Source organism: Cellulomonas sp. (assembly GCF_036279715.1).
Classification (GTDB): Bacteria; Actinomycetota; Actinomycetes; order Actinomycetales; family Cellulomonadaceae; genus Cellulomonas_A.
Map to the genome: position 1 here is coordinate 1 of NZ_DASUIR010000043.1, position 16,675 is coordinate 16,675.

The 16,675-nt window shown below is 72.8% G+C and carries 19 protein-coding genes; 10 read left to right on the forward strand and 9 right to left on the reverse strand.

Going from position 1 to position 16,675, the window contains the following annotated elements:
- From VFW79_RS04475 to VFW79_RS04490, 4 genes are all read right to left on the reverse strand, one after another.
- Positions 1-189, reverse strand: a 189-nt coding sequence (locus tag VFW79_RS04475) for a response regulator transcription factor (protein ID WP_329676177.1), incomplete at its 3' end; no start/stop codon positions are given.
- A 5-nt stretch (positions 190-194) separates the two neighbouring features.
- Entirely contained in the window at positions 195-1,397 is a 1,203-nt protein-coding gene (locus VFW79_RS04480) for a sensor histidine kinase (RefSeq protein WP_329676115.1), read from the reverse strand.
- Between the two features lie 59 nt (positions 1,398-1,456).
- Positions 1,457-2,353, reverse strand: coding sequence for an ABC transporter permease subunit (locus tag VFW79_RS04485; RefSeq protein WP_329676116.1), 897 nt, complete (start codon positions 2,351-2,353; stop codon positions 1,457-1,459).
- On the reverse strand, positions 2,350-3,309 hold the full coding sequence (locus tag VFW79_RS04490) for an ABC transporter ATP-binding protein (RefSeq protein WP_329676117.1): 960 nt from the start codon (positions 3,307-3,309) through the stop codon (positions 2,350-2,352). Before VFW79_RS04490 ends, VFW79_RS04485 begins: the two co-directional genes overlap by 4 nt.
- A gap of 278 nt (positions 3,310-3,587) precedes the next feature.
- Here VFW79_RS04490 and VFW79_RS04495 point away from each other — a divergent pair, with 278 nt between their 5' ends.
- From VFW79_RS04495 to VFW79_RS04505, 3 genes are all read left to right on the forward strand, one after another.
- Complete coding sequence (locus tag VFW79_RS04495; protein WP_329676118.1) at positions 3,588-4,439, forward strand: Bax inhibitor-1/YccA family protein; 852 nt, start codon at positions 3,588-3,590, stop codon at positions 4,437-4,439.
- 146 nt (positions 4,440-4,585) lie between these two features.
- Complete coding sequence (locus VFW79_RS04500) at positions 4,586-5,992, forward strand: cystathionine beta-synthase (RefSeq protein ID WP_329676119.1); 1,407 nt, start codon at positions 4,586-4,588, stop codon at positions 5,990-5,992.
- A gap of 42 nt (positions 5,993-6,034) precedes the next feature.
- Positions 6,035-7,027, forward strand: a complete 993-nt coding sequence (locus tag VFW79_RS04505; RefSeq protein WP_329676120.1) for an acetylxylan esterase — start codon at positions 6,035-6,037, stop codon at positions 7,025-7,027.
- On the opposite strand, the gene VFW79_RS04510 is transcribed toward VFW79_RS04505, so the two are convergent.
- Both VFW79_RS04510 and VFW79_RS04515 read right to left on the reverse strand, forming a co-directional pair.
- Positions 7,017-7,568 (reverse strand): TetR-like C-terminal domain-containing protein, encoded by a 552-nt coding sequence (locus VFW79_RS04510; RefSeq protein ID WP_329676121.1) that lies wholly within the window; start codon positions 7,566-7,568, stop codon positions 7,017-7,019. The two genes, VFW79_RS04505 and VFW79_RS04510, sit on opposite strands and share 11 nt — an antisense overlap.
- A gap of 25 nt (positions 7,569-7,593) precedes the next feature.
- Positions 7,594-8,472 carry an alpha/beta hydrolase gene (locus tag VFW79_RS04515; RefSeq protein ID WP_329676122.1) on the reverse strand — a complete coding sequence of 293 codons (879 nt, stop codon included), beginning with the start codon at positions 8,470-8,472 and terminating at the stop codon, positions 7,594-7,596.
- A 110-nt stretch (positions 8,473-8,582) separates the two neighbouring features.
- On the opposite strand from VFW79_RS04515, the gene VFW79_RS04520 reads away from it, so the two are divergent.
- From VFW79_RS04520 to VFW79_RS04530, 3 genes are all read left to right on the forward strand, one after another.
- Positions 8,583-8,987 carry an FKBP-type peptidyl-prolyl cis-trans isomerase gene (locus VFW79_RS04520; RefSeq protein ID WP_329676123.1) on the forward strand — a complete coding sequence of 135 codons (405 nt, stop codon included), beginning with the start codon at positions 8,583-8,585 and terminating at the stop codon, positions 8,985-8,987.
- Positions 8,988-9,080: 93 nt separating this feature from the next.
- Positions 9,081-9,536 carry a nitroreductase family deazaflavin-dependent oxidoreductase gene (locus VFW79_RS04525; RefSeq protein ID WP_329676124.1) on the forward strand — a complete coding sequence of 152 codons (456 nt, stop codon included), beginning with the start codon at positions 9,081-9,083 and terminating at the stop codon, positions 9,534-9,536.
- A gap of 159 nt (positions 9,537-9,695) precedes the next feature.
- Positions 9,696-10,274 carry a TetR/AcrR family transcriptional regulator gene (locus VFW79_RS04530; protein ID WP_329676125.1) on the forward strand — a complete coding sequence of 193 codons (579 nt, stop codon included), beginning with the start codon at positions 9,696-9,698 and terminating at the stop codon, positions 10,272-10,274.
- 17 nt (positions 10,275-10,291) lie between these two features.
- Here VFW79_RS04530 and VFW79_RS04535 read toward each other — a convergent pair whose 3' ends face one another.
- A complete protein-coding gene (locus VFW79_RS04535) occupies positions 10,292-11,017 on the reverse strand; it encodes a HEAT repeat domain-containing protein (RefSeq protein ID WP_329676126.1) in 726 nt (241 codons plus the stop codon).
- Between the two features lie 29 nt (positions 11,018-11,046).
- Here VFW79_RS04535 and VFW79_RS04540 point away from each other — a divergent pair, with 29 nt between their 5' ends.
- Entirely contained in the window at positions 11,047-11,427 is a 381-nt protein-coding gene (locus tag VFW79_RS04540) for a YchJ family protein (RefSeq protein WP_329676127.1), read from the forward strand.
- 76 nt (positions 11,428-11,503) lie between these two features.
- Here VFW79_RS04540 and msrA read toward each other — a convergent pair whose 3' ends face one another.
- Entirely contained in the window at positions 11,504-12,127 is a 624-nt protein-coding gene (gene msrA, locus VFW79_RS04545) for a peptide-methionine (S)-S-oxide reductase MsrA (RefSeq protein ID WP_329676178.1), read from the reverse strand.
- Between the two features lie 168 nt (positions 12,128-12,295).
- Between msrA and VFW79_RS04550 the strand changes: the two genes are divergently transcribed.
- The 3 genes from VFW79_RS04550 to ilvA are packed head-to-tail and all read left to right on the forward strand — an operon-like array spanning position 12,296 to position 15,842.
- Positions 12,296-13,516 (forward strand): cystathionine gamma-synthase, encoded by a 1,221-nt coding sequence (locus VFW79_RS04550; RefSeq protein ID WP_329676128.1) that lies wholly within the window; start codon positions 12,296-12,298, stop codon positions 13,514-13,516.
- The gene (locus VFW79_RS04555) at positions 13,513-14,643 is read left to right on the forward strand and encodes an AI-2E family transporter (RefSeq protein ID WP_329676129.1); all 1,131 of its coding nucleotides are present in this window, start codon (positions 13,513-13,515) and stop codon (positions 14,641-14,643) included. Before VFW79_RS04550 ends, VFW79_RS04555 begins: the two co-directional genes overlap by 4 nt.
- The gene (gene ilvA, locus VFW79_RS04560) at positions 14,640-15,842 is read left to right on the forward strand and encodes a threonine ammonia-lyase (RefSeq protein ID WP_329676130.1); all 1,203 of its coding nucleotides are present in this window, start codon (positions 14,640-14,642) and stop codon (positions 15,840-15,842) included. The genes VFW79_RS04555 and ilvA overlap by 4 nt, the downstream gene beginning before the upstream one ends.
- 120 nt (positions 15,843-15,962) lie before the next feature.
- Here the strand turns inward: ilvA and greA are convergent, their stop codons facing one another.
- Entirely contained in the window at positions 15,963-16,448 is a 486-nt protein-coding gene (gene greA / locus VFW79_RS04565) for a transcription elongation factor GreA (RefSeq protein ID WP_329676131.1), read from the reverse strand.
- Positions 16,449-16,675 lie beyond the last annotated feature (227 nt).

A 16,675-nucleotide genomic window follows, 5' to 3' on the forward strand; every position in this document is an offset into this window, starting at 1 on the left:
GCCGGGCATCCGGACGTCCATGAGGACGACGTCGGGCGCGAGCTCGGCCGCGAGGCGCACACCCTCGGCACCGTCGGCCGCCTCGCCGACCACCTCGAGATCGTCCTCCGCCTCCAGGACGAGGCGGAACCCCATGCGGAGCAGCGGCTGGTCGTCGACGAGCAGCACGCGCGTGCGCACCGCAGCCACCTCGTTCACGCGTCCTCCTCGTCCCAGTGCAGGTCGGCCCGGACCCGCCAGCTCGCCGCGGACGGCCCGGCGTCCACCGAGCCACCGTAGATGGCGGCGCGCTCGCGCATGCCGATGATGCCGCGTCCGCCCGGAGGAATCTGCCGACTGTCGGGCACGGCGAGCGGTGAGGCGACGACGATGCGGACGCCGCCAGGCTCGCGCGCGACCTCGACCGTGACGGGTCCCGACCGGCTCGAGTGCCGCAACGCGTTCGTCAACGACTCCTGGACGATGCGGTACACGCTGAGCTGCAGGCCGACGTCCGCCGGGAGCGACGCGCCTGACACGGTGAGGGTGACCGGCAGGCCCGCGGCGCGGAACGACTGCACGAGGTGGTCGAGGTCCGTGCCGCCCGGCGGTGGCGAGAACGTCGCATCGCCGTCCCGCAGCACGCCGAGCACGCGCCGCATGTCGGCCAGGGCGGCCCGGCCGGTGTCCCCGACCTGGTCGACCGCCGCGCGCGCGGAGTCCGGGGACCGGTCGATCGCCGCGGCGGCGCCGTCGGCCAGCGCGATCATGACGGAGAGGCTGTGCGCGACGACGTCGTGCATCTCGCGGGCGATCCGCGCGCGCTCCTCCGCCGTGGCGAGCTGCGCGCGCTGCTCGGTCTCGCGCGCGAGCGCATTGGCGCGTTCGACCAGCTGGGCGACGTGGGCGCGTCGGCTGCGGATGTTCATGCCGATCGCGAACGCCACCAGGACGAGGAAGGCCAGGCTCGTGAGCTCCTCGGTCCGGTTCGCGACGTCCGGACGCAGCAGGATGGCGGCCATCGGGACCGCCATCGCAGCGACCAGTCCGGTCCACGCGACGCGCGCCGGGCGGTTCGCCGCGACCGCGTACACGGCGCACGCGATCGCGAAGTCGAACCCGCTCCCGGTAGCCGCGAGCGCCACCGCGCCGACGTCGAGCGCCGTGACCGCGGCCAGCACGACCACCGGCGCCCGGCGTCGCGCCAGCAGCGCCGCCGTCGTCCCCACGACGAGCGGGATGAACTGGAGGTGCTGAGGTCGCGCGACGACCGTCCCGACGAGCGCCGGCAGGCCGAACAGCATCGCGACGATCCAGTCCATCGCGACGGGGTGGCGCCACAGCCACAGCCGCAGCGGGCCGAGCCGGCGAGCGTCCTGCTCGCTGAACGTCGTGGGTGCGGCGGGCAGCGCACGCACGGCGACGAGCGCCGGACCGGGGCTGGCCCGATCCGGCGCTCGCGGTGTCGCCGTGTCGCTCAGGCGTCCCTCCGACGCAGCAGCACGGCGGCCACGGCCAGCAGCACGACGACCCACAGGATCATCACGCCGTAGCCCTGCCAGGGATCGAGGATCGCCGCGGTGCTGCCGCTTGCCTTGGCGGCGGCACGGGCCACGTCGATCGACGACTGGGTCTGGGTGAGCTGCTGGCCCGCGGTCGACGGCAGGAACGGGCTGACGTTCCGGAAGAAGGTCGCGGGGATCAACCGGAACACGTTCTCGACGACGAGGAGGAGGCCGAGGACGGTCGCGAGGGCCGCGGCCGAGTGGCGCAGCAGCGCGCCGATCGCGAACGCGAGGAGTGCGATCGCGACCAGGTAGAGCACGCCGCCCAGGAGGATCCGCTGGGTCTCGGAGTCGCTCAGGTTGATCGCCGCGCCTTGCGCATGGAGCGTGGGCCACGTGACAGCCCACGAGACCGCGACCGAGACGACCGCCGTGACGGCCGTGACCGCGGTGAGGACGATGGCCTTGGCCCACAGTGCGGGCAGGCGCTTCGGCACCGCGGTCAGGGTCGAGCGGATCATGCCGGTCGAGTACTCGCCGGTGATGACGAGCACCCCGAGGACGGCGATGGCGAGCTGCGCCATACCGGTCCCAGCGAGCACGATCGACGGGTCGTGCAGGATGGCCTGCATCTGCGCCGCAGACTCCCGGGGTGTCCCGCCGCGTGACGCTTCCTGAGCGGTGAAGAAGACCGCCATGAAGCTGATGCCGGCCATGACGACGACCGTCGAGCCGATCGTCCAGATCGTCGAGCGCAGCGTCCAGAACTTGATCCACTCCGAGCGCAGCACGTTCGGGAAGGTCACGTGGTAGGGGCTCGCGCCCGTGTGGGTCGTCGGGCCCGCCTTGGCGGTGGTCAGGGTGCTCATCGTGCCTGCTCCTGGGGGACGGTGCCGGCCGCGGCCAACGGGTGCTCGGCGGCGGACGTGGAGTGGTACTCGATCGAGTCCGCCGTGAGGGACATGTACGCGTCCTCGAGCGAACCCTTGACCGGCGTGAGCTCGTGCAGCACGATCCGCGCGGCCGCTGCGGCCTCGCCGATGGCCTGTGCGGTCGAGCCGGTGATCTCGATCAGACCGGGCTCGCTCGACGTGACGGTGACCGCCGGACCGCGCATGAGCTCGACGAGCTGGGTCGCCTGCGGGCTGCGCACCAGGACGGTCGTGCCGGTGGACCGGGCCACGATGTCGATGACCGAGGCGTCCGCGATGATGCGACCGCGACCGATGACGATGACGTTGTCGGCCGTGAGCGCCATCTCGCTCATGAGGTGCGACGAGATGAAGACCGTGCGGCCCTCGGACGCGAGGTACCGCACGAGCGTGCGGACCCAGAGCACCCCCTCGGGGTCGAGACCGTTGACCGGCTCGTCGAGGATCAGGGTGCGCGGGTCGCCGAGCAGCGCGACCGCGATGCCGAGCCGCTGGCCCATGCCGAGCGAGAAGCCGCCGACGCGCTTGCGGGAGACCGTCTGCAGGCCGGTCATCTCGATGACCTCGTCGACCCGCTTCTGGCCGATGCCGTGCGTGGCCGCGACGGCTCGCAGGTGGTTGGACGCCGAACGCCCCGTGTGGACCGCCTTGGCCTCGAGCAGCGCGCCGACCTCGGTGAGGGGCGATCGGTGCTGGGCGTACGGGCGGCCGTTGACGGTGACGTGGCCGTGCGTCGGGCGGTCGAGCCCGACGATCATGCGCATCGTGGTGGACTTTCCTGCGCCGTTGGGGCCCAGGAAGCCCGTGACCTTGCCTGGCTGCACGGTGAAGGAGATGCCGTCGACGGCGACCTTCTGCCCGTACTTCTTGGTGAGGTTGGTGGCCTCGATCATGGTGCGGTCCTCAGGTGGGCGGGGTGGACAGGAACGAACCTAGGCCCCGGCTGTGACGTCGGGAACGCCCCACAGGTGGATCTGTGCGAGCTGCCCGCATACGCCGCAAGGACGACGACCCCGGCTCGGACCCCGAGTCGGACCCTGAGAGACCCCTGGTCTTCGTCGTTCGCGGGCACCACCGGGAACGATCCCCGCGTCGGCCACGTTGGCCTGGGTGAGGCAAGCCGTCGACGACGGTGCCGGGACCGTCCCCGATCGCCCCGACAGGAGCACCCATGAGCAACCCAGTCTTCGACAACAGCGCGATCTTCGGCGACCCGCGCAAGCAGCGCCGCACGCAGGGCGCTGGTCCCACGACCACCGTGCTGCGCGGCTACCCGCAGGCGGGCACCTCCGGTGCGCCCACCATCGACGCCATGACGCTCGAGCAGATGTACGGCGGCCCGACGGCCACGACCCGCGACACGGGCCGGCTCACGTACGACGACGTCATCGTCAAGACCGGTGGCCTGCTCGCGCTGCTCGTGGTCGTCGCCGCGGCGACGTGGCAGCTCGCGCCGGGACTGTGGATCGTGGGGGCTCTCGTCGGGCTCGTCCTCGGGATGGTCAACGCGTTCAAGAAGAGCCCGAGCCCCGCGCTGATCACGGCGTACGTGGTCGCGGAGGGGGTGTTCCTCGGTGGCATCAGCGCGTTCTACGCCCAGGCGTTCCGCCCCGGCGTCGTCCCGCAGGCAGTCCTCGCGACCTTCTCGGTCTTCGGCGTCGCGCTCTTCCTGTTCCGCTCGGGCCGCGTGCGCGTGACGCCGAAGTTCACGAAGTTCCTGCTCATCGGCATGGGCGGCTACCTGGCGTTCTCGCTGCTCAACCTCGTCCTGTCGTTCGCGCTGCCGAGCTCGAGCGCCTTCGGGCCGTTGCGCGGGGGCACGCTCGGGGTCGTCGTCGGGCTCGTCGCGGTCGGGCTCGCCGCCGCCTCGCTCATCGTCGACTTCGACTCGATCAAGCGTGGCGTCGAGCAGGGCGTGCCGGCCAAGTTCGCGTGGTCGGCGGCGTTCGGCCTCATCGTGACCCTCGTGTGGCTCTACCTCGAGCTGCTGCGGCTCGCGGCGATGTTCAGCGGCAGGAACTGACGCTCGACCGTCGGCCCCGCAGGGTCGACGGTCCCGCGGTGCCGACCGCCCGGGTGCGATGATCGCACCCGGGCGGTCGTGCGTCGGGACACGTCGGCGCGCCCACCCGTACCCGTCCGCCGTCGTCGCCTGGGAGCACCCGCATCGTGAAGTACGCGCAGCACATCTCGGACCTCGTCGGGAACACGCCGCTCGTCAGGCTCTCGTCGGTCACCGCCGGGCTGTCGGCGACGATCCTCGCCAAGGTCGAGTACCTCAATCCGGGCGGCTCGATCAAGGACCGCATCGCGCTCAAGATGATCGAGGCGGCCGAGGCGAGCGGTGAGCTGCGCCCCGGCGGCACGATCGTCGAGCCGACGAGCGGCAACACCGGCGTCGGGCTCGCGCTCGTCGCGCAGCGCAAGGGCTACCGCTGCGTGTTCGTCTGCCCCGACAAGGTGTCCCAGGACAAGCGCGACGTGCTGCGCGCGTACGGCGCCGAGGTCGTGGTCACCCCGACGGCTGTCCCGCCGGACCACCCGGACTCGTACTACGCGGTCTCGGACCGGCTCGCGCGCGAGATCGAGGGGGCCTGGAAGCCGAACCAGTACGCGAACCCGAACGGCCCCGCGAGCCACTACGAGACGACGGGTCCGGAGATCTGGGCCGACACCGACGGGCTCGTCACGCACCTCGTCGCGGGCGTCGGCACGGGCGGCACCATCACGGGGACGGGACGGTTCCTGCAGGACGCGTCCGCCGGCCGCCCGGTGGAGCGCGGCGGGCGCGTCGTCGTCGTCGGCGCGGACCCGGCCGGCTCGGTGTACTCGGGCGGCGACGGCCGTCCGTACCTCGTCGAGGGAGTCGGGGAGGACTTCTGGCCCGCGGCGTACGACCCGTCCGTGCCCGACGAGATCCTTGCTGTCTCCGACGCCGACTCGTTCGCGATGACCCGGCGGCTCGCGCGCGAGGAGGGGCTGCTCGTCGGTGGCTCGTGCGGCATGGCGGTCGTCGCGGCGCTCCGGCTCGCGCAGCGGCTCGAGGACGAGGACCCCGTCGCCGCCGAGCAGGCCGTGATCGTGGTCCTGCTGCCCGACGGCGGTCGCGGCTACCTGTCGAAGATCTTCAACGACTCCTGGATGCGCTCGTACGGCTTCCTGGCGGCCGAGGAGGGCGCGTCGGTCGCCGACGTGCTGCGCGGCAAGAGCGGCGAGCTCCCGACGCTCGTGCACACGCACCCGAACGAGTCGGTCCGCGACGCGATCGAGATCCTGCGCGAGTACGGCGTCTCCCAGATGCCGGTCGTCGTCGCCGAGCCGCCCGTCATGATCGGGGAGGTCGCCGGTTCGGTGAGCGAGCGCGTCCTGCTCGACGCGGTGTTCTCGGGGGCTGCGGCACTCGCGGACCGCGTCGACCGGCACATGTCTCCGCCGCTGCCGCTCATCGGCTCGGGCGAGAGCGTCGAGGCGGCCCGTGCCGCGCTGCACGAGGCCGACGCGCTCATGGTGGTCGACGACGGCCACCCCGTCGGCGTCCTCACCCGGCACGACCTCCTGGGCTTCCTGGCCCGCTGAGCTTGCGCTGCACCCACCCACCCCGCACCGAGAAGGATCACGATGGCCCTGTTCGACCTGCCCCTCGCCGAGCTCACCACCTACCGACCCGAGCTCGACGAGCCGGCCGACCTCGACGCGTTCTGGGACGCGACCCTGGCCCAGGCCCGCACGTACGACCTCGACGTGTCGGTCGTCCCGGTCGACGAGGGTCTGACGCTCATCGAGACGGCCGACCTGACGTTCGCGGGCTTCGGGGGGCACCCGATCCATGCCTGGCTGACCCGACCCGCGGGCGCGACCGAGCCGTTGCCGGCGGTCGTGGAGTTCATCGGGTACGGCGGTGGGCGCGGGTTCGCGCACGAGCACCTCGGCTGGGCGTCCGCCGGGTACGTGCACCTGCTCATGGACACGCGCGGCCAGGGCTCCGGCTGGGGGACCGGCGGTCATACCTCGGACCCCGTCGGCACCGGTCCGGCGTCACCCGGCTACATGACGCGTGGCATCGAGGACCCGGCGGACCACTACTACCGGCGGGTCATCACCGACGGCGTGCGTGCGGTCGACGCCGTGCGGTCCCTGCCGGGCGTCGACGCCTCGCGGGTCACCGTCACCGGGGGCAGCCAGGGCGGCGGCCTCGCGCTCGCGGTCGGCGGGCTGGTCGACGGGCTCGTCGCGGTCATGCCCGACGTGCCGTTCCTGTGCCACTACCGGCGCGCCGTCGAGATCACCGACTCGTTCCCGTACGGCGAGCTCACCACCTACCTGTCGGTGCACCGGGGGAGCGAGGAGCAGGTCTTCCGCACGCTCTCCTACCTCGACGGCGTGCACTTCGCCCGGCGCGCGACCGCTCCGGCGCTGTTCTCGACCGCACTCATGGACACCACCTGCCCGCCCTCGACGGTCTTCGCGGCGTTCAACTGGTACGGCGCGCTCGCAGGCGTCACGGACAAGGAGATCGAGGTCTACCCGTTCAACCAGCACGAGGGCGGCCAGGGCTACCAGTTCGTCCGTCAGCTGGCCTGGCTCGCGCCGCGGGTCGCGATCACGGGGTGAGCCGAGCGGGCAGTGCCGTGACGAGCAGCTCGACCGCATAGGCGAAGCTGGCGTCGACGTCGTGGGGCAACCCGAAGCCGCTGTCCATCTCGAGCATGACGAACCCGTGCAGGGTCGACCGGAACGCGCGCACCGCGTCGATCGTGCGGGCAGGGTCGACGCCGAGGGTCGTGATGGCGTCGGCGATGACGGCGACGGTCCGGGCGCCCGCAGCCTGGACGGCCGTCGCCGCCGGGTCCTGCGCCCATGCCCCCTGCGTGGCCTGGTAGCGACCCGGGTGGGCGTGGGCGAACGCGCGCGTGGCGTGCATGATCGCACGGACCGCCGGGGCACCGGTGAGGCCGCGTCGCGCGACGGTGAGCACCGTCGTGAGGTCGTCGACGCAGACGCGCGCGACCTCGATGCGGAGAGCGGACAGCCCGTCGACGTGCTTGTACAGGCTCGGCACGGCCACGCCGGCCCGGGCCGCGACGGCGGCGAGGGTCAGGCCCTCGAAGCCGCGCGGACCGCCCGCGTCGACGACCTCGAGCGCGAGGGCCACGACGGCGTCGGTCGTCAGCCCGGCCCTAGGCACCGTGCGGCGCCGGTGCGACCCAGGAGCTCTCGGCGCGCGGGAGTCCGGCGAGGAACGTGAGCGTTGCCGGCACGACGACCTCGGGCGCCTGGTGCTGCGCGTAGTGCGCGACGCCCGGCAGGAGCATCCCCTGGGCGTCCAGAGCCGCCGTGGTCCACTCGAGCTCGGCCGCGGGGTCGGGGTAGTCCGGGTCGAGCGCGCCGACGACGACCAGGGCGGGCGCGTGGACCTCGCCGAGCCGTGGCTCGACGACCGAGTGGTCGAGCGCGAGCGTGAGCTCCCGGAACGACCGCAGCCGGCCGGGTCGACGCATGCTCGCACGGACGGCTCGCACATGCTCGTCGAGCCACGGGGCGGTCGTGCCCTTGGTCAGGACCGTGCGGTAGTACGTGGCCCAGACCGCGGCACCCCAGGGCCGGGCGAAGAGCACGCGGTACAGCAGGTGGACGAGGGGGCGCAACCTTCTCGCGGCGGCGGGTTCGCGCAGCATGGGCGACACGAGGACGAGGCCCGCGACGAGGTCCGCACGCTCGGCGGCTGCCCATGCTGCGGCGCTCGTGCCCATCGAGCTCCCGATGACGACGGCGGGGCCGCCGAGGTTCTCGATCAGCGCGAGCAGGTCGCGGGCCGTGACGACGTCGCCGTGCTCGGTGAAGGTCGTGTCGGAGTCGCCGTGCCCGCGGAGGTCGAGCGCAGCGACGCGGTACCCCGCGCCGGTGAGCGGGCCGACGAGCTCGCGCCAGGTCGAGCGGAGGTCGCCCATGCCGGGGACGAGGACGACGAGAGGTCCCTCACCTGCGACGGCGTAGGCGATACGGCCTTCGGGCCGAGCGAGGAACTGGCTGTCTCGGAGCTGGTCGAGGATGTCCATGACCCAAAGCTAATGCCATTAGCCAACGGCGGTCAATGCCCTGAGGCGCGCTCGGTGACCCGGCTCGGGCAGGATGGTCCGGTACTGACAACGATCCGAGGAGACACCCCATGACCGCACAGCTCCCCGAGGCCACCGGCTCGTTCGGCGAGAAGCCCACCCTGACGTTCCCGGACGCGAGCGCGCCCGCCGAGCTCGAGGTGCTCGTGCTCAGCCGCGGCGACGGCGACCTCGTCGAGGCCGGCGACGACCTCGTCGTGCACTACCTGGGCCAGACCTGGGCCGGCCAGGTGTTCGACAACTCCTACGACCGCGGTTCGTCGATCAACTTCCCGATCGGTGTCGGGGCGGTCATCGGCGGGTGGGACGAGGGCCTCGTCGGCCAGCAGATCGGCTCGCGCGTTCTGCTGTCGATCCCGCCGCACCTGGGCTACGGCGACCGCGGGGTCCCGGCCGCCGGCATCAAGGGCGGCGACACGCTGGTCTTCGTCGTCGACATCGTCGGCGTCGGCTGACCTCGACACCTCACCGCACGCGAACGGCCGCGACGACTCCCGTCGCGGCCGTTCGCGTGCGCGTGCGGATCTGCCCCGGCGTAGGTTGCTCGGATGGGACTCGCCCGACGCCTGACGCACCTCGCCACCCACGCCCACGCACGCCTCTACCGGTGGACCGGCGGGCGCGTCCTGGGGCGCTTCGGCCACCTCGAGCAGGTCCTGCTGACGACGACGGGCCGCCGCACCGGGGCGCCGCGCACCGTGCCGCTCGCCGCGACACCCGTCGGGTCGTCGGTCGTGCTCGTGGCCTCGGACGGTGGCGCACCGGGCCATCCCGCGTGGTACCTCAACCTGACCGCGCACCCCGAGGTGCTCGTCCAGCGCGGACGGCGCACGGTGCCGATGCTCGCGCGCATCGCGGTCGACCCAGAGCGGGACGCCCTGTGGGCTGCGGTCGTCAAGAACAACCCGGGCTATGCCCGTTACCAGGAGAAGACCGCTCGCGAGATCCCGATCGTGGTCTGCGAACCGCCCGGCCCGCAGACTCGACCCACCCCCGCTCCCTGACGCCACGTCCCGCCGAGACTGCGCGGATGGCTGGTCTGCGGGCATGGGAGCCAGCCATCCGTGCAGTCTCGGCGCGGGACCCGACACGCCTGACGTGTAACATCCCGACACTACTGTCGAGAACGGGTCAGTCGGCCGGACGTGCGTGACAATGGGCCCATGCCCCGCATCGACGCACCGACCGTGGCCGAGCACCACGTCATGCGCCGCGACGCCATCATCGCGGCCGCACGCGACCTGCTCGGGTCCGCGGGCGCGTCTGCGGTCACGCCTGCGGCAGTCGCGGGCCGGTCCGGTCTGGCCCGCACGAGCGTCTACCAGTACTTCCCGTCGACCGGTGCGCTGCTGGCTGCCGCGGTCGAGGCGACGTTCGCCGACTCCAGCGCGGCGCTCGCAGCCGGCATCGAGCAGGCCGGCGACCCCCGGTCCCGGATCCACGCGTACGTGTGCGACGCGCTGCGCCTCGCCGCACGCGACCATGGGCCGTTCCACCAGCTCACGCTCTCCGACCTGCCGCCCGAGTGCGTGGCCCGCGTCCGCGAGCTGCACGACGAGCTGGTCGCCCCGCTCCGGTCAGCGATCGAGGACTTCGGTGTGCGCGACACGACGCTGGTCACGGGGCTCGTGTTCGGGGCCATCTCCGCGGCCGTGCAGCTCGTCGACCACGGGCGTGACCTGGACGAGACGACGACGGCGACCTTGAGCTTCATCGACGCAGGGCTCGACGCCGCGCGCTGAGCCGCAGTGCTCCGACCTCAGGCGTCGAGCACGTCGTCGGGGGCGGCGTCGAGAACCCGGCGCAGGCGTGCCTTGCGCAGGTTCTCCCGGACGATCCATGCGACGTCGGGGTCGGTCTGTCCGCGCAGCGTCGCGAACGCCGCGAGCCCCCTGGCCGGCTCCGCCGCGACCGCGACGCTCCAGCAGTAGCCGAGGGCCTGCCGCAGCGTCCGCACGTCGGCGTGACGACGCTCGTCCGCGGGCACAGCCAGCAGACCCGCCGTCGCCGTCGCGCACGCGTCGAGCGCTGCGGCCGCGGTCGTCGGGTCCGTCAGGAGGCGCGGCTCGCAGATCGCCGCGATCGCCGCCCGCCGGACCAACGGCCGCTCGTCCGCGGCCCAGTCGGCCACGATCGCCCGCAGCCGTGCCCGGTCGGCGTCGCCGAGGCGCTGCAAGGCGATCGCGACCGCCTCACGAGCCCGCCACGAGGGATCGCACGCATGCTCGCGCAGCTCGCCGGCGAGCTCGGCAGCACCCTCCGTGAGCAGTCGGCCGAGGCCGACGATGCCGCAGCACCGCAGGTACTCGTCCGGGTCCGTCGCGAGCCGTCGCACGAGGGTCGCGTCGCCCACGTCCCCGAACGCGTCGAGCAGCTCAAGGTTGCCGCGCGGGCCCGGGAGTCCCGAGTGGGCCGTCAGATAACCCGGGACCGCCCCTGGGCTGAGCGACTGCAGCGCCGCCCGATGCTCGTCGCGTCGGCTCATCGCGCCAGGCTAGGGCCGATACTGTGCCCGTGTCCTCGACTCGCTGCCCCTGCCTCAGCGGCCGGCCCTACGACGAGTGCTGCGGGGTGCTGCACCGCGGCGATGCGGCCCCGGCGACCGCCGAGCTCCTGATGCGCTCGCGCTACAGCGCCTTCGCGGTCGGCGACGCGCCGTACCTGCTGCGGACGTGGCACCCCAGCACGCGGCCCGTCAGCTTGACGCTCGACGACGACGTGCGCTGGTACCGGCTCGACGTCCTCGGTGGGTCGCTCGGCGGCCCGGACGACACGACGGGCACCGTCGAGTTCCGCGCCTACTTCCGCTCGGGAGACGGCGCCGACAGCCAGCACGAGGTGAGCCGGTTCGTCCGCGACCACGGGCGCTGGGCGTACCTCGACGCCCTCGGTTGAGCTCGCCGCGCAACCCACCGGGGCGTCGTCCGTGCGCTCCGCGCCCAGCGGGGCGGTGATCCTGCCGAACGCGTCCTCAGGCGACCGGGCAGGCCACGCCCGTCGAGTGCACCGGGCAGTACCCGTTCGGGACCTTGTGCAGGTACTGCTGGTGGTACTCCTCGGCGTAGTAGAACGGGCCGGCCTCCGCCGCGGGGCGGACCTCGGTCGTGATCTCGCCGTAGCCGTTGCGGGCGAGCTCAGGGGCGTAGAGCGCACGGGTCGACGCGGCGACCTCGGCCTGCTCGGGCGTCGTCGTGAAGATCGCGGAGCGGTACTGCGTGCCCACGTCGTTGCCCTGCCGGAACCCCTGCGTCGGGTCGTGCAGCGTCCAGAACGTGCGCAGCAGCTCGGCCGTGGGCAGCACCGTCGGGTCGTAGACGACGAGGACCGTCTCGGCGTGCCCGGTCATGCCCGTGCACGTCTCGTCATACGTCGGGTAGGGCGTGAGCCCGCCCTGGTAGCCGACCGCGGTCGTGACGACCCCGGGCAGCTGCCACATCTCCTTCTCGGCGCCCCAGAAGCACCCGAGCGCGAGGTAGATCACCTGCGTGCCCTCGGGCCACGGACCGCGCAGCGCGGTCCCGAGGACGGCGTGCGTCGTCGGGACGGGGTACGCGTAGTCGTCGCGACCGCGCAGGGCACGCTCGGGTGTCACCATCGTCGACCTCAGCGCAGATCCGAACAGCCAGCCCGCCACGGGACACCACCTTCCGACGAGCACGCGCACGCCCGACGGATCCGGACGCGTCCCTGCTCGACGCAGGAGGAACAGCCGCCAGGTGCGCCCTGTTCCCGCATCGGACCGGCGGACGCATAGCCTGTGCACGTGACTACGTCTCCTGATCTGCCCGGCTCCCACGACTGGTCCGAGGCGGGGTTCTCGACGCGCGCGATCCACGCCGGCCAGGACCCGGACGCCGGCACGGGCGCGGTCGTCCCGCCCATCTACCAGGTGTCGACCTACAAGCAGGACGGCGTCGGCGGGCTGCGCGGCGGGTATGAGTACTCGCGCTCGGGCAACCCGACGCGCGCCGCGCTCGAGGAGGCGCTGCGCGCGGCCGAGGGGGGCGCCGCCGGGTTCGCGTTCGCCTCGGGCCTCGCGGCCGAGGACACGCTGCTGCGCGCGACGCTGCGGCCCGGCGACCACGTCGTCGTGCCCAACGACGCGTACGGCGGCACCTACCGGCTGATCGCACGCGTGTTCGGGCCGTGGGGGATCGAGCACACGCCGGTCGACCTCACCAGCACCGATGCCGTGCTCGACGCGATCCAGCCCGGTCGGACCAAGCTCGTGTGGGTCGAGACGCCCACGAACCCGATGCTCACGATCGCCGACATCGGCGCGATCGCGGCCCACGCGCGGTCGGCCGGTGCCGTCCTCGCGGTCGACAACACCTTCGCGACGCCCTACCTGCAGCAGCCGATCGCGCTCGGCGCCGACGTCGTCGTCCACTCGACGACCAAGTACATCGGCGGGCACAGCGACGTCGTGGGCGGCGCACTCGTCGTCGCGGACGGCGCGCAGCTGCCGGTCGGGCTCGACGGGCCGACGGGCGGGACGTCGCTCGCGGACGCCGTGCGGTTCCACCAGAACTCCTCGGGGGCGGTCGCCGGCCCGTTCGACGCGTGGCTCACCCTGCGTGGCCTCAAGACCCTCGCGGTGCGCATGGACCGCCACTGCGCCAACGCTGCAGCAGTCGCGGAGTTCCTCGCGGGTCACCCGCGCGTGACGCAGGTGATCTACCCGGGCCTCGAGTCCCACCCGGGCCACGAGCTCGCCGCCCGCCAGCAGCGCGGGTTCGGCGGCATGATCTCGTTCCGGACCGGCAGCGTGGACAGCGCGCTCGCCGTCTGCGCAGCGACCCGCGTCTTCACGCTGGCCGAGTCGCTCGGCGGCGTCGAGTCGCTCATCGAGCACCCCGCGCGGATGACGCACGGCTCCGTCGCCGGCACCGCGCTCGAGGTGCCCGACGACCTCGTCCGGCTCTCGGTGGGCATCGAGGACGTCGCCGACCTGATCGCCGACCTCGCCCGCGCACTCGCATGACGGACGACGTCAACGCCGCCGTCCCCCGTCCCGTCCGGGTGTCGGCGGCGTGGTCGTGGCGGCTGCTGCTGTTGGCCGCCGCGCTGGCCGTGCTGTTCTGGGTGCTCGCGGTGCTCAAGACCGTCATCGTGCCCGTGGCCATCGCCCTGCTCGTCACGATCGTGCTCACGCCGCTCGTGCAGTGGCTGCAGCGCCGCGCCCGCCTCCCGCGCGCGGCCGCGTCGGGAGCGGCCCTGCTGTCCCTGCTTGCCGTGATCGGGCTGCTGATCGGGCTCGCGGGCAGCTCGATCGCGAGCGGGATCACCGAGCTGTGGCAGGAGGCGGGCGAGGGCATCGGCAAGGTGACCGCCTGGCTCGCGCAGGGACCGCTGCACCTGTCGACGACGCAGGTCGACGACTACATGAGCCGGATCGGGTCGTCGATCAGCAAGGACAGCGGCGGGCTCGTGTCGGGCGCGCTGTCCGTCACCACGACCGTCGGGCACGTCGCGGCGGGGACGCTCATCGCGATCTTCTGCACGTTCTTCTTCCTGCTCGACGGTCGCGCGATCTGGGCCTGGGTCGTCGGGCTGCTCCCGCTGGGCGCCCGGGAGCCCGTGCACCAGGCGGGGCGTCGCGCGCTCGTCACGCTCGGGGCGTACACGCGCACCCAGATCCTCGTCGCGTTCGTCGACGCCGTCGGGATCGGCGTCGGTGCCGCGGTCCTGCGCGTCCCGCTCGCGCTCCCGCTCGGCATCATCGTGTTCGTCGGGTCGTTCATCCCGATCGTCGGTGCGGTCCTGACCGGCTCGATCGCGATCCTCGTCGCGCTCGTCGCGCAGGGACCCGCGGCGGCCGCCTTCATGCTCGTCGTCGTGCTGGTCGTCCAGCAGCTCGAGGGCCACGTCCTGCAGCCGTTCCTCATGGGTCACGCCGTGTCGATGCACCCCGTCGCGGTCCTGCTCGTCGTGGCGACGGGCTCGCTCGTGGCCGGCGTCGTCGGCGCGCTGTTCGCGGTGCCGGTGGCGGCGGTCCTCAACACCGTCGTGCTCTACCTGCACGGCCACGACAAGTTCCCCGCGCTCGGCGATCACGACCACGTACGGATCCGCGGGCAGGTCCCCATCGCTGAGGAGGAGCTCGCATGAGCTGGCTGACGGAGGTCCGGGCGGCCGCGGTCCTGCTCGAGGGCGTCGCGACCCGCACGCCCGTCCAGGACTCGCGCGCGCTGTCCCAGATCGCCGGCGTGGATGTCTGGCTCAAGTGCGAGAACCTCCAGCGGGCCGGGTCCTTCAAGGTGCGCGGCGCGTACGTGCGGATGGCGCGCCTGACGCAGGCCGAGCGTGCCCGTGGCGTCGTCGCTGCGAGTGCCGGCAACCACGCGCAAGGGGTGGCGCTGGCCGCGCGGCTGCTCGGCATCGACGCGGTGGTGTACATGCCGGTCGATGCGGCGCTGCCCAAGCTCGCCGCGACGCGCGAGTACGGCGCCGAGGTGCGGCTCGTCGGCACGAGCGTCGACGAGGCCCTGACCGCCGCACTGGCCGAGTCCGAGCGCACCGGCGCCGTCCTCATCCACCCGTACGACCATCGCGACGTGGTCGCCGGTCAGGGGACCGTCGCGCTCGAGGTCCTCGAGCAGGTGCCCGACGTCGCGACGATCCTCGTGCCGGTCGGCGGTGGCGGTCTCGCGGCCGGCATCGCCGCCACCGTGGCCGAGCTCCGCCCGGACGTGAAGGTCATCGGCGTGCAGGCCGCCCGGGCCGCCGCCTACCCGCAGTCGCTCGCTGCGGGACACCCCGTGCGCGCGACCGAGCTGCACACGATGGCGGACGGCATCGCCGTCGGCATGCCCGGCCAGGTGCCCTTCGACGTGATCCGCGAGACCGGCTGCGAGATCCGGACGGTGGGCGAGGAGGACCTCTCCCGTGCGCTGCTCCTCGTCGCCGAGCGCGCCAAGCTGCTCGTCGAGCCCTCGGGGGCGGCCGGTGTCGCGGCGCTCATGGCCGCGCCGGGTGCCTTCGCCGGCCCGGTCGTGGCGATCCTGTCGGGCGGCAACATCGACCCGCTCGTGCTCCTGCGCGTCGTGCGCCACGGCCTCGTGTCCGCGGGGCGGTACCTCCAGCTGCGGGTCGTCATCACCGACGCCCCCGGCGCGCTCGCCGGTCTGCTCGCGGCGCTCGCGGCCACGGGCGGCAACGTCGCGCACGTGCAGCACGTGCGCACGGGCACCGACCTCGCGATCGACGAGGTCGAGATCGAGGTGCAGGTCGAGACCAAGGGCCCTGAGCACTGCACGCAGGTGCTCGAGCAGCTGCGCGCTGCGGGGTTCCGGGTCCAGAACGCCTGACCGCGCCCACGAGGCCCTCCACCCGGCGTCCACGACGACTGACGCCGCCTCGCGCCGGGCAGGCGGGAGACGGCGTCAGGGCGCTGCGGTGCGTGGGCTGCGGCGTCGGACCGGGCGTGGTCAGCCGATGAACGGCTTCGCGCCGGAGATCACCACGGTGATCTCGGTGCCGGTGGGGGTCGTGTACGACACGGTGTCGCCGACCGTGCAGCCGTTGATCGCGGCACCGAGCGGGGACGTCGGGGAGAACACGTCGATGTCCGCCGAGCCGGCGATCTCGCGCGAGCCGAGCAGGAACACGAGCTCCTCGCCGGCCACCGTGGCCGTCACGACCATGCCGGGCTCCACGACGCCGTCGTCGAGCGGCACGCCGACCTGGACGTTGCGCAGCTTCACCTTGAGCTCGCGGATGCGTGCCTCCTGCTTGGCCTGCTCCTCGCGGGCGGCGTGGTAGCCGCCGTTCTCCTTGAGGTCGCCCTCGTCGCGGGCCGTGGCGATGCGCTCGGTGACCTCGGCGCGTCCTTCGCCCTCGAGCCGTGCCAGCTCGTCCTTGAGCCTGTCGAAGGCCTCCTGCGTCAACCAGGTGACCTGGGTCGTCTCGCTCACGATCGCTCCTTCCTTGCTCACATCAATCGGCACGCATCTCCCGATGCGCACACGCTCACGCGAGGTCCGTGCTCGGGTACGCCGCCGTTCCCTCGCGGACCGGTGACCTCGCGGTCACACCGAGCCGGGGGCGGCGCTGAATCGACAAGACTAGCAAGAGGCACCTCGTCGCGTGAGCGGAACCGCCCTCGCTGCCGGACGTTCCGGGACACTACGGACAGAACGAT